The following is an 11,669-nucleotide window of genomic DNA, read 5'->3' on the forward strand; positions in this document are numbered from 1 at the left end:
TCCCGCAGGGGTGAGCGCGTCACCGAACGGCCGTCGCCCAGGCGGCGGAAATGACCGTCGTCTCACGCAACACGCGGCACTTCGCGGCCCTCGGCGTCCCCTGCATCAACCCGTGGCGGCCGGGAGGGATGTGACCGCACAGGCCAACCCGCGTGCGGGGTCGGAGATGGCGTCCGCTAGGCTCGTGTCACCGACGCGGGGTGGAGCAGTTCGGTAGCTCGCTGGGCTCATAACCCAGAGGTCACAGGTTCAAATCCTGTCCCCGCTACAAAGAAAGACAGGGCCCGATCTGCGGAAGCGCAGATCGGGCCCTGATGCTTTCTCGCGCTCCGTTCGCGGCCCTAGTGTGGTGTCTCGTGACCGACGCCCAGAAGCCCGTCGCGGGTGACGCCGCCGCGCGTGGGTCGCGTCGCAAGGAGCGCACCCGCGTGCTCCTGCTCGACGCGGCAGAGCTCCTGCTGTCGCAGCGGGCGCCGGAGGAGATCCGGGTCGAGGACGTCGCTGCTCAGGCCGGGGTCTCGGCCGCCTCGGTGTACGTGCACTTCGGGACCAAGGACACGCTCTTGGCAGCCGTCACCGAGCGGGTCCTGGCCGTGGCTACGGACGCGCTCCGATCGGCGTACACGGCGGAGGTGCCCCCGCTCGAGCGTTTCGCCGGTGTCGGCACCGCCTACATGCAGTTGCTCCTCGAACACCCCGCGGTGGTGAAGTACCTGACCGTGACCGGTGAACGCGGTCCTCGCACGCCTGTCGAGGCCGAGGTCGTCGCGCGGTTCAGCCTGCTCCGGCGCGAGTTCGAGGAGAGCATCCGCGATGCCGTGGAGGCGAGCGCGATCCGCCGGGTCGATCCGGAGCTCATGTCGTACGTCCTGTTCGGCGCCTGGAACGGGATCGCCGCGCTGGCGCTGCGGCGCGATGACCTGATGCTGTCGCCCGAGCGCATCGAGCGGGCAGTGAGCGAGGCCGGGGTGGCACTTCTCGATGGTCTGATTAACTAGAGTCCGCCTCTAGGTTCCCTCGGAAAGCGGTCCACCATGACGCAGACAGCGACGCCCCTGCCCCTTGGCCGCGAAGCCGGCGACGAGACCTGGGACGCCGTGGTGGTGGGCGCCGGTCCGGGTGGCCTCACGTGCGCGGCGTACCTCGCAGCCAACGGCAAGCGGGTGCTCGTGCTCGAGGCCAACCAGGTCGTCGGTGGCAGCACCCAGGTCTTCCGCCGCGCGGGCAACAAGTTCGAGTTCGACGTCGGCACGCACTACGTCGGCGAGTGCGGTCCCGGCGGTCGGATGCAGACCGCGCTCTCCGGGCTGGCGCTCACCGAGCGCATCAACTGGCTGCGACAGCGCCCGGAGGGCCACTGCCAGGTGATGATCCCTGGCACCACGTTCCAGACGCCGACCGGCTGGGACACGTACCTCGACCGCCTGATCGCGGCCTTCCCCGAGGAGGAGGCGGGCCTTCGTCGCTGCGTCACGATCATGCGCACCATCGCCACCCGCGAGCGGCCGCGCCGCCGCCCGTTCGCGCTGCTGCGCTGGGGCGTACGACCCATCACGACGCTGATGGCCGCGTGCGGTCTGAGCCCCGACGCGCAGGCGGTGGTCCTCGCGGAGAACGGCGACTACACGTGGCCCCCGCACCGGACGCCCACGGCGATGCACGCGGGCTTCCTCCATCACTACCTCCAGGCCGGTGCCTACTACCCGCGGGGCGGCGGCCAGGTCATCGGCGCCCACCTCACCGACGTCGTCCAGACGCACGGGGGTCAGGTCCGCACCAAGGCCAGGGTCGACAAGATCCTGATCGAGGACGGGCGCGCCGTCGGTGTCCGCCTTCGCGACGGCGAGGAGATCCGCGCCGAGGCCGTGGTCTCCGCGGCCGACTTCAAGAAGACGTGGGCGGAGCTGGTCGGGGACGAGCACCTGACCCGACGGCTGCGGCGCAGGCTGGGGAGCCTGGAGATGACGCTGCCGATGTTCGCGGTGTACGTCGCCCTCGACGTCGACCTGCGCGAGCGGGACACCCCGCCGCTGGCCTGGGTGTGGCCCACCAACGACATCGACGGCTACTACCGCGAGGTCGCCGCGGGGCGCTGCCCCGAGCGGATGCCCGTGGGCATCAGCTGCCCCACCGCCAAGGATCCTGAGGGGACGCACTCGGCGCCCGCGGGCTACTCGACGCTCGAGCTCGTGAGCTGGGCGCCCAAGGACTACGCGTTCTGGAACGTCGAGACAGGGCCTGCGGACGGCGGGCGCTACGGCCGCGACGAGCGCTACCTCGAGCTCAAGGAGGAGCTCACCCAGCGCGTGCTCGACACCGCCGAGCTGATGATCCCGGACATCCGGGAGCGGATGGTCTTCTGCGAGGCGTCCACCCCGATCACCCAGGAGCGCTTCACCCTCACCACCGACGGCTCCTGCTACGGCATCGCCCCGCTCCTGAAGAACCTGGGACCGTTCCGGCCGCGCGTGACGACGCACATCCCGGGGCTGTTCCTCGCGGGGGGAAGCACGGAGCACATGTTCGGCATCAATGCCACGATCTACGGCGGCATGGGCACGGCCGGCGCCGTGCTCGGCCGCGACCTCGTCCAGGAGGTGCGCGAGGGCGCCGTCTTCGTGGACGAGGCACGCCTGACGGAGATCACGGACGACTTCGACCCGCTCCTCGCGTCGAAGCCCCGGTCCGACATCCGTCGACCGGTGCGCCGCCGCCCCCGGGCAGCTGCCCCGACGAGCGGCTGAGGGGATCGGTTGCAGCGGTGACGTAGGATCCGCCGGGTGCACGATCAGCCCGGCATCGCCCCCGACGACCTCGCGACCACTCTCAAGGTCCTCCGACAGCTCTCCGACCTCCACCCCGACCACCCGGATCTCCGGACGGTCAAGCGGGAGGCGTCGTTCATGTACAAGCTGATCAAGAAGGCGCGTCGCGACGAGATCCGCCGGGAGCGGCAGCGACACGACCAGGACGTCATCGAGAAGACGGCCACCGGCTCGCCGATGCGGATCGACGACGAGACGGCCGGCATCCCGCTGGTCTCGCATGCGCCGGGCGCCTTCGCCGGCGAGCTCATCACCGCTCGCGGGTGCTACATCTGCAAAGAGGACTTCACCCTCGTCGACGCCTTCTACCACTGGCTCTGCCCGCGGTGCGCGGCGATGTCGCACGCCAAGCGCGACCAGCGGACCGACCTCACCGGCAAGCGCGCGCTGCTCACCGGCGGTCGGGCGAAGATCGGCATGTACATCGCGCTGCGCCTGCTCCGCGACGGCGCGCACACCACCATCACCACCCGGTTCCCCAAGGACGCGGTGCGCCGGTTCGCCGCGATGGAGGACTCGTCCGAGTGGTTGCACCGGCTCAAGGTCGTCGGCATCGACCTGCGTGACCCCGCCCAGGTGATCAGCCTGGCCGACGACGTCGCCGCCGCAGGCCCTCTGGACATCCTGATCAACAACGCCTGCCAGACGGTGCGGCGGACGCCGGGCGCCTACTCGCGTCTGGTCGAGATGGAGGACGCCCCTCTGCCGCCGCACATCGCGCTGCCCGAGATGGTCTCCTTCGACGGCATGTCCGAGGCTCACCCTGCCGCGATCGCCGGCGCACTCTCGACCACGGCCGTCGCTCACCATGAGGGCGAGTCGCTCGAGGTCGCCGAGGCCGCGCACACTGCCGCCTCGATCACCGCACTGGCGCTCCAGGCCGGCTCGGCATCCCTGGCCGCGCACCTCGACGGCACCGCCGTGGATGCCGGCGGGCTGCTCCCGGACCTGCAGACCACGAACTCCTGGACCCAGGTCGTCGACCAGGTCGATCCGCTGGAGCTGCTCGAGGTCCAGCTCTGCAACTCGATCGCGCCGTTCCTGCTCGTCTCCCGGCTTCGCCCGGCGATGCGCGCCGCGGTCGACGCGGGTGCGCGGCGGGCGTACGTCGTCAACGTCTCGGCGATGGAGGGACAGTTCTCCCGCCGCTACAAGGGCCCGGGCCACCCGCACACCAACATGGCCAAAGCGGCGCTCAACATGATGACCCGCACCAGCGCGGGCGAGATGTTCGAGACCGACAAGATCCTGATGACCGCCGTCGACACCGGCTGGATCACCGACGAGCGGCCTCACCAGGAGAAGCTGCGGATCGCCGCGGAGGGGTGGCACGCTCCGCTCGACCTGGTCGACGGCGCCGCCCGGGTCTACGACCCGATCGTGCTAGGTGAGCGCGGGGAAGACCTCTTCGGTTGCTTCGTGAAGGACTACGAGCCGTCGCCCTGGTGACCGCGGCCCTGGCCGAGCGCTCGCAGTCGGTCGCGCAGGTGGCGCTGCTCGGCGACGTTGACGGTCGCGGCGATCGCGCGACGGTACGAGGTGGCCGCCTCGTCCGTACGGCCGGCGCGCTCGAGCAGGTGGGCGCGGACGGCGTCGACGCGCGCGAGCCGGGGATGGTGAGCCTCGAGGTCGTCCAGGTCGCAGAGCGCCGCCTCGAGCCCTCGCACCATGCTCGCTGCGACGATCCGGTTCAGCGTGATCGTCGGGTTGCGGCCGTCGGTGGTGTGCTCGAGCACCGTGTAGAGCGCGTGGATCTCGTCCCAGTCGGTCGCATCCGTGTCGGGTGCGTGGGCGTGGACGCCGGCGATGCACGCCTGGAGGAGGTACGGGCCGGGGTCGGCGCCGGGGACGACCGCGTCGAGCAGGGCGAGTCCCTCGTCGACTGCCGACCGGTCCCACCGGCTGCGGTCCTGCTCGTCGAGCGGGACGAGCTGCCCCTGTGCGCCGACCCGCGCGGGATGGCGCGCCTCGGTCAGCAGCGTGAGCGCGAGCAGCCCGGCGACCTCGGTGGAGTCGGGAGCCGCCTCGCGCAGCAGACGTGCGAGGTGGATCGCCTCGCCGGCGAGGTCGGTGTCGTGGGCCGGCGCACCGCTCGTCGTGTGGTGGGCCTCGGTGAACATCACGTACAGGACGTCCAGAACCGGAGCCAGGCGCTCGGCCACGTCGCCCGGACGGGTGAACCCGCTGCCGACCTCGGCGAGCCGGCGCTTCGCGCGGGTGATCCGCTGGGCGATCGTCGCCTCGGGCAGCTGATAGGCGTTGGCGATCTGCGCCGTCGACAGTCCCGCCACCGCCCGTAGCGTCAGCGCGACCTGGGCCGAGCGCGCGAGCGCGGGATGGCAGCACAGCTGGAGCAGCAGGAGCGCGTCGTCGCTCTGCACGCCCTCGTGGCTCAGCGGTGCCTCGAGGAGCGCGACGCGACCCTCGCGGTCACGGCGCCGCCGGTCGCTGCGTACCCGGTCGACGTACCGGCGACGGGCGGTCACCGTCAGCCAGCCCTGCGGGTCGTCCGGCGGGGCCTTCGTCCAGTGGACGTGTGCCTCGAGCAGCGCGTCCTGCACGGCGTCCTCGCACACCTCGAACTGGTCGCGACCGTACGTGCGCAGCAGCGTGGCGAGGGTCCGTGGTGCCAGCACGCGCCACGGGCCCTCGCCGTCGAGACCGGGTACGGTCACCCGTCGCCCAGGTCGGAGAACACGACCGGCCGGATCTCGAGAGCCAGGCCGGGGATGCGGGCGTCCGGGATGAGGGTGGCGAGCTCGATCGCGCGCGCCTCGTCCTCGACGTCGAGCAGGTAGAAGCCGCCCATGAACTCCTTGGCCTCGACGAACGGGCCGTCGGTGACCTCGGGCTGGTCACCGTTGCTCCGTACGACCTTCGAGCGGCTCGGGTCGCCGAGCGCCTGGGTGGCGATGAACTCGCCGTTCTCCTTGGTCGTGGCCATGAACTGCGTGTGGCCGTCTCCGATCGCCTGCTGCTGCTCCTCAGTGAGGTTCTCCAGGACGGTCGGGTCGACGTGCATCAAGATCAGGTACTTCACGATTCCTCCTGCGGTGGGACCCCGGGGCGGGGTGTCGATCGGTGGTCGTCACCGTCCTCGCTGGTACGACACCACGTCGCGAGAATCTTCGCCCGATTCGGCTGGAGGTGTCGAGATCGGCGTGCCCGTGGCGACCAGGGGGCATGACCTCACCACGGCTGAGCCTGATGCTCCTCCTCCTGCCGACGGCTGTCGTCGCCGTCGACCTCAACGTCCTCTTCCTCGCCGTACCCGAGCTCACCGCCGACCTCGGCGCGTCGGCCACCCAGCAGCTCTGGATCACCGATGTGTACGGGCTGGTCGTCGGCGTGCTCGCCATCGTGGCCGGAGCGGTCGGCGACCGCGTCGGCCGGCGGCGTCTCCTGCTGATCGGCTGCGCGGGATTCCTGGTGGCCTCCGTGCTCGCCGCGTACGCGACGACCCCGGAGTCGCTCCTGCTCGCCCGTGTCCTCCAAGGAGTCGCCGGCGCCACCCTCATGCCCTCGACGCTCGCCCTGATCGGCGACGTGTTCCCCGACGACGCGGCCCGTGCGCGGGCGATCGGCACCTGGGCGACGTGCCAGTTCGCGTTCGCCTCGCTCGGTCCGGTGGTGGGCGGGGTCCTGCTCCACTGGTTCTGGTGGGGGTCGGTCTTCCTGCTCGCGGTCCCGACGTGCGCGGTGGTGCTCGTGCTCGGCCGACGGCTGCTCCCGGAGTCACGTCCGGCCGACCGGGCGCCGCGGGTCGACATGCTCAGCGCCGGTCTGCTCATGGCCGCTCTCCTGGCGCTGTTCACGGCGGTCAAGGCATGCATCCCCGGATCTGCGACGCCGGTGCCGAGCGCTGCGGTTGCGGTGGCGGTGGTGGTCGCGGCCGGAGTCGCCTTCGTACGCCGTCAGGGCCGCCTCGCCGTCCCGTTCCTCGACCTGGACCTGCTGCGCGAGCGCGTGATCGTCGTGTCCGTCACGAGCCTGACCCTCGTCGCGGTGGTTCTCGCGGGCACCGGGTTCTGGGTGACGCAGTACCTCCAGTCGGTGGTCGGCCTCTCGCCCCTGGCCGCAGCGGTGGTGTTCATGCCGATGGGACTGGGCATCGGGGCGGGGTCGTACGCCGCTCCGCTCCTCGCCCGGCGCGTCGACCCTGACGTCCTGATCCCGGCCGGTCTGGTCGTTGCAGCGCTGGGGGCGCTCCTGCAGCTGACGGTCTCGGCGGACTCCGCGCCCGGCTACGCGCCGATGGTCGTGGCGATCACGCTGACGGCCTTCGGATGCGGGCCGCTGTTCGCCTTCGGCACGCACCGCGTCGTCTCCAGCGCTCCGCCGGCCGCCGCAGGACGGGCCGCCGCGCTCGCCGAGACGAGCAACCACCTCGGCTCCTCCCTCGGCTTCGCCGCCGTCGGCAGTCTGGCGACGGCGGTGTTCGCGCTGTCGCTGCGGCCGCTGGCCTCGGGGCTCGACGTCGGTGCTGAGACGGTGACCATGGCGCAGACACGGGCGTTTGCTGAGGGATCGCCGCAACGTGATGCTGTCCTCGACGCGATCGCGGTGGCAGGGACGGAGGCGCTGCACGCCGTCGGTCTCGGCACGGCGGTCCTGCTGCTCTGCTGTGCCGCCCTCAACGTCCGGAGGCGCATGCCGCGACGTGCCTCGGCGTCACCGGTAGTGTCCCGTCCGTGACGACGACGCAGGCCCTCCTCGGGTGCTACACGACCGACGGTGCTCCCGGCCTGCGCGCGGTGCGCGTGCACGCGACCGGGGTGATCGAGCCGCTGGGCGCGCTTGCGATGGAGTCGCCGTCGTGCGTCGTCTGGCACCCGACGCTGCCGATCGCGTACGCCACGAACGAGACGCTCTCAGGAGGTGTCACGGCCGTCGCCGTCGACGTGACGGGGGAGATGACGGTCGTCGGCGCTGCCTCGACCGGTGCCGCTCCGTGCCACGCCGCCGTGACCCGTGACGGACAGTGGTTGCTCACGGCCGACTACCTCGGCGCCACGGTCACGCTCGTCGCGCTCGAGCCCGAGGGACGTCCGTCGGCGACGGTCGACACGCTCACGCTGCACGGCACAGGGCCGCACCCCGCGCGGCAGGACGCGCCGCACCCGCACATGATCGCCGCCGACGTCGCGGGGGAGGCGTTGGTCTGCGTCGACCTCGGGACGGACCGGCTGACCTCGCTGACGATCTCCGGGGACGGGCGGCTGCAAGAGAAGGGCTCGTGGCGGCTCCCGCCGGGCACGGGGCCACGGCAGGTGGTCACCGCCCCCGATGGCGAGACGGCGCTCGTCGTCGGCGAGCTGTCGGCGACGTTGCTGCACGTACGCCTCGGCGCCTCGGGCGACGCTGTCGTGCTCGCCGAGGTGCCGACCACGGCGAGCAGTGAGACGACCTGGCCCGCGCAGATCGCGATCACCGCCGACGGTGGCCATGCCCTCGTCTCCAACCGGGGCCCCGACACGCTCGCGTTCTTCGACCTCCGGTCCGGCACCCTCGACCGGGTCGCCGAGGTCCCGGCCGGCGTCCGGTGGCCGCGCCACTTCACGCTCGCCGGTGCGCACCTCCTCGTCGCGGGGGAGCAGTCCGACACGATCGTGTCGTACGAGCTCGGCGGCGCCGACCTGATAGGCGGCTTCACGAGCCGGTTCTCGACGCCTGCCCCGACGTGGGTCGCGCTCGGGCCGTCGTAGCCGCCCGCGCGCCGGGCCTCACTGCAGCGCGGCCGTGAGGCGCATGACGTTGTCGATGTACGCCGAGGTGCGTCCGCGGGCGAGCCACTCGTCGAGCGTGAGCTCCTTGGAGATGCGGCGGTACGCGTCCTCGACCGCACGCACCTTTGCCACGATGTTCGCCCCGAGCATCATCAGCGAGACCTCGTAGTTGAGCGCGAACGAGCGCATGTCCATGTTGCTCGATCCCAGGACCGCCACGTCCTCGTCGACGCTGAAGAACTTCGCGTGGAGGATCGCCGGCGCCGGGTAGAAGTAGATGCGGACACCGGCGCGCAGCAGCGCCTCGTAGTAGGAGCGCTGTGCGTGGAACACCATGAACTGGTCGCCCTGCTCGCTGACGAACAGCTCGACCTCCACGCCGCGCTGCGCCGCCGTCGTCACGGCGTACAGGAGCGATTCGTCCGGGACGAAGTAGGGGCTGGTGATCGAGAGGCGCTGCTGCGCGGAGTAGATGAGCGTCGTGAAGAGTCGCAGGTTGTTCTCGGTCGCGAAGCCGGGACCACTCGGGATCACCTGTGCCTCGACGTCGCCGGCAGCCGGGGCGATGGTGCCGATCTCGTCCTCGAGCCGCTGGCCCGTCTCGCTGTACCAGTCGGTCGCGAAGAGGACGTTGAGAGCCGTCGCGGCCGGTCCCTCGACCCGCGCCATCAGCTCGACCCACTCGCGACCGGCCTGGTGGTTCTTGGGCTTGTTGTAGCCGGGCTCGGTGAGGTTCTGCGAGCCGGTGAACGCGACGCTGCCGTCGACGACCAGGATCTTGCGGTGGTTGCGGAGATCAGGTCGGCGCCACTGCCCCTTGAGGGGGTGGATCGGGAGCATGGCGTGCGCGTCGATCCCGGCGGCGTCGAGCCTCGCGAGGAAGTCCTGGTAGCCCGGGATCCCGCGCGAGCCGAGGTGGTCGAACAGGAACCGCACCGTCACCCCGCGCTCCTGCGCGCCCACCAGCGCCTCGAAGAACGGCGCGGTCACGTCGTCCCACGCGCAGATGTAGAACTCGACGTGGACGAAGGACTGCGCGCGTCCGATCTGCGCCGTCATCGCCGCGATGCTGTCGGCGTATCCGGGGAACAGCATCACCGCGTTGCCCGGCATCGCCGGAAGGGCGCCGAGCTTGCGGTTCAGCTCAGCGGCGGAGCGTACGTACGCGGGCCCGTCGAAGTCGTCGCCCAGCGTCGGGACCGGTGCCGTCCGCTCGACGACCTCGGCGTTCACCTCGGCCTGCTGCGCGTGGCGGCGACGCCCGAGCGAGGTCCGGCCCAGCATGAGGAAGAGGAGGAGCCCGACGAACGGGATCACCAGGATCAGCAGCAGCCACGCCATCCCACTCGACGGCCGCCGGTTGCGCGGTACGACACCGAGTGCGATCAGCTTGATCGTCAGGTCCGCGAGATACAGCGCGGTCGCAATCCAGGCAGCCATGACTCACCCTGACGCAGGCGGGGCCCGACGGCCTCACACGCGGAGGGTGAATCGCTGCTCACGCCCGCGCGGCGATCAGCCATCCGAGATAGACCACGTACGCGAGGACGAACAGCGCGCCTTCGGGACGGCTGATGCGGCGTCCGGTGACGAAGACGGGCACGCAGGCCAGGGCGACCACCGCCATCAGCACGAGGTCGGCGGTCAGCACCTCGTCGGGCACGGGGACGGCGCCTGGGGCGGCGAGCACGGTGACGCCGAGGATGAAGACGATGTTGTAGACGCTCGACCCGATGAGGTTGCCGAGGGCGAGGTCGCGGTCACCGCGGAAGGTCGAGAGCAACGTCGTGACGAGCTCGGGCGCCGACGTGCCGATGGCGATGACGGTGAGGCCGATGACGGCGTCGCTGACCCCGAGCGACGCCGCGGCGTCGATGGCACCGCTGACGAGAAGGTCGGCCCCGATCACGATGACCACGAGACCGATGACGAGGCTGAGCACGTCACGCGCCGCGCTGCCGGTGGTCGCTGCGGAGCCGGCAGCGGTGTCGGCGGGGCGCTCGGCCGCGTCGGCGCGCCCCGCGCGGAGCACCCCGTACGTGTAGGCGACGCCGAGGACGATCAGGACGGTGCCTTCGACCGAGGTCAGCGTGCCGTCGCGCCCCATCACGAACACCACGAGCGCGACGGCCGTGATGACCGGCAGGTCGAACCGCAGCGTGCGCGAGGGGAGCGCGATAGGCCGGATCGCGGCGCTCAGGCCGAGGATCAGCAGCAGATTGACCAGGTTCGTGCCGATGATGTTGCCCACGGCGAGGCCGCCGCTGTCGCTTCGGGCCGCGTCGATGCCGATCGCGAGCTCCGGCATGCTCGTCCCGAGCGCGACGACGGTCAGGCCGATGGTGATCGGGGCGACCCCCAGCCGTGCAGCGAGACCGGAGCCTCCGCGTACGAGCAGCTCGGCGCCGACGACGAGAGCGGCGAGTCCGAGGACCATGACGAGCACCGTCGACATGAGGACACCATGGCAGGGTTCGGGCCCCGTGGGTGGTCAGCGGGCGCGGGTGACGCGCGCCGTACGATCCGGGGATGCAGCGATCCTCCTCCCGTCCGCTCGCAAGCCTCGCCGTGTTCCTCGGCTCGCGCGACGGCAACGACCCCGCGCTCGTGGAGATGGCGTACGAGGTCGGTGCGCAGATCGCCGAGCGCGAGATCGAGCTCGTGTACGGCGGGGGTGGCAGCGGGCTCATGGGCGCGCTGTCGCGTGGCGCGCTCGACCACCGGGGGCGCGTGTACGGCGTGATCCCGTCGTTCATGGTCGAGCGTGAGTGGGGGCGCCGCGACGAGCCGGGCCTCGAGATGCAGGTCGTCGGCACGATGCACCAGCGCAAGGCGATGATGGCCGACCGTGCCGACGCGTTCCTCGTGCTGCCCGGCGGCCTGGGGACGCTCGAGGAGATGTTCGAGGTGTGGACCTGGCAGACGCTCGGGCTGCACACCAAGCCGCTCGGCCTGCTCAACCCGGGTGGTTTCTGGGACCCGCTGGTCGCGATGCTCGACCGGATCGCCGACAGCGACTTCATGAGCCGCGGCCTCGTCGACGCGCTCGTGGTCGACGACGACCTGCCTAACGTCCTCGACGGCCTCGCTGCACAGATCGTGGCAGCGCGGCGCTAGC

The 11,669-nt window shown here is 71.2% G+C and carries 10 protein-coding genes and 1 tRNA gene; 7 read left to right on the top strand and 4 right to left on the bottom strand.

Annotated elements, in window-relative coordinates; genetic code table 11:
* The first annotated feature begins 194 nt into the window (after positions 1–194).
* From H4N58_RS05485 to H4N58_RS05500, 4 genes are all read left to right on the top strand, one after another.
* Positions 195–268 (top strand) — tRNA-Met (locus H4N58_RS05485).
* Positions 269–356: 88 nt separating this feature from the next.
* On the top strand, positions 357–998 hold the full coding sequence (locus tag H4N58_RS05490; RefSeq protein WP_167252050.1) for a TetR/AcrR family transcriptional regulator: 642 nt from the start codon (positions 357–359) through the stop codon (positions 996–998).
* Positions 999–1,034: 36 nt separating this feature from the next.
* On the top strand, positions 1,035–2,744 hold the full coding sequence (locus tag H4N58_RS05495) for an NAD(P)/FAD-dependent oxidoreductase (RefSeq protein ID WP_167252049.1): 1,710 nt from the start codon (positions 1,035–1,037) through the stop codon (positions 2,742–2,744).
* Between the two features lie 36 nt (positions 2,745–2,780).
* The gene (locus H4N58_RS05500) at positions 2,781–4,274 is read left to right on the top strand and encodes an SDR family NAD(P)-dependent oxidoreductase (protein WP_243845187.1); all 1,494 of its coding nucleotides are present in this window, start codon (positions 2,781–2,783) and stop codon (positions 4,272–4,274) included.
* Here H4N58_RS05500 and H4N58_RS05505 read toward each other — a convergent pair.
* Positions 4,253–5,500 carry an RNA polymerase sigma factor gene (locus H4N58_RS05505; RefSeq protein WP_167252048.1) on the bottom strand — a complete coding sequence of 416 codons (1,248 nt, stop codon included), beginning with the start codon at positions 5,498–5,500 and terminating at the stop codon, positions 4,253–4,255. The two genes, H4N58_RS05500 and H4N58_RS05505, sit on opposite strands and share 22 nt — an antisense overlap.
* Entirely contained in the window at positions 5,497–5,865 is a 369-nt protein-coding gene (locus H4N58_RS05510; RefSeq protein ID WP_167007318.1) for a YciI family protein, read from the bottom strand. Before H4N58_RS05510 ends, H4N58_RS05505 begins: the two co-directional genes overlap by 4 nt.
* A gap of 143 nt (positions 5,866–6,008) precedes the next feature.
* On the opposite strand from H4N58_RS05510, the gene H4N58_RS05515 reads away from it, so the two are divergent.
* Complete coding sequence (locus H4N58_RS05515) at positions 6,009–7,520, top strand: MFS transporter (protein WP_167252047.1); 1,512 nt, start codon at positions 6,009–6,011, stop codon at positions 7,518–7,520.
* Positions 7,517–8,530: a beta-propeller fold lactonase family protein gene (locus H4N58_RS05520; RefSeq protein WP_167252046.1), complete on the top strand. Its 1,014-nt coding sequence runs from the start codon at positions 7,517–7,519 to the stop codon at positions 8,528–8,530. The genes H4N58_RS05515 and H4N58_RS05520 overlap by 4 nt, the downstream gene beginning before the upstream one ends.
* A gap of 18 nt (positions 8,531–8,548) precedes the next feature.
* Here the strand turns inward: H4N58_RS05520 and cls are convergent, their stop codons facing one another.
* Together cls and H4N58_RS05530 are read right to left on the bottom strand one after the other, a co-directional pair.
* Positions 8,549–9,991 carry a cardiolipin synthase gene (gene cls, locus H4N58_RS05525; RefSeq protein WP_167252045.1) on the bottom strand — a complete coding sequence of 481 codons (1,443 nt, stop codon included), beginning with the start codon at positions 9,989–9,991 and terminating at the stop codon, positions 8,549–8,551.
* A 58-nt stretch (positions 9,992–10,049) separates the two neighbouring features.
* Positions 10,050–11,006, bottom strand: a complete 957-nt coding sequence (locus H4N58_RS05530) for a calcium/sodium antiporter (RefSeq protein WP_167252044.1) — start codon at positions 11,004–11,006, stop codon at positions 10,050–10,052.
* A gap of 74 nt (positions 11,007–11,080) precedes the next feature.
* On the opposite strand from H4N58_RS05530, the gene H4N58_RS05535 reads away from it, so the two are divergent.
* Positions 11,081–11,668: a TIGR00730 family Rossman fold protein gene (locus H4N58_RS05535; protein WP_167252043.1), complete on the top strand. Its 588-nt coding sequence runs from the start codon at positions 11,081–11,083 to the stop codon at positions 11,666–11,668.
* The last annotated feature ends 1 nt before the right edge of the window (position 11,669 follow it).

Source organism: Mumia sp. ZJ1417 (assembly GCF_014127285.1).
Classification (GTDB): domain Bacteria; phylum Actinomycetota; class Actinomycetes; order Propionibacteriales; family Nocardioidaceae; genus Mumia.

Excerpts from the sequence above, each read along its gene's own strand:
- H4N58_RS05495 (WP_167252049.1), top strand. The coding sequence starts at position 1,035 with ATGACGCAGACAGCGACGCCCCTGCCCCTTGGCCGCGAAGCCGGCGAC.
- H4N58_RS05515 (WP_167252047.1), top strand. The coding sequence starts at position 6,009 with ATGACCTCACCACGGCTGAGCCTGATGCTCCTCCTCCTGCCGACGGCT.
- cls (WP_167252045.1), bottom strand. The coding sequence starts at position 9,991 with ATGGCTGCCTGGATTGCGACCGCGCTGTATCTCGCGGACCTGACGATC.
- H4N58_RS05530 (WP_167252044.1), bottom strand. The coding sequence starts at position 11,006 with ATGTCGACGGTGCTCGTCATGGTCCTCGGACTCGCCGCTCTCGTCGTC.
- H4N58_RS05535 (WP_167252043.1), top strand. The coding sequence starts at position 11,081 with ATGCAGCGATCCTCCTCCCGTCCGCTCGCAAGCCTCGCCGTGTTCCTC.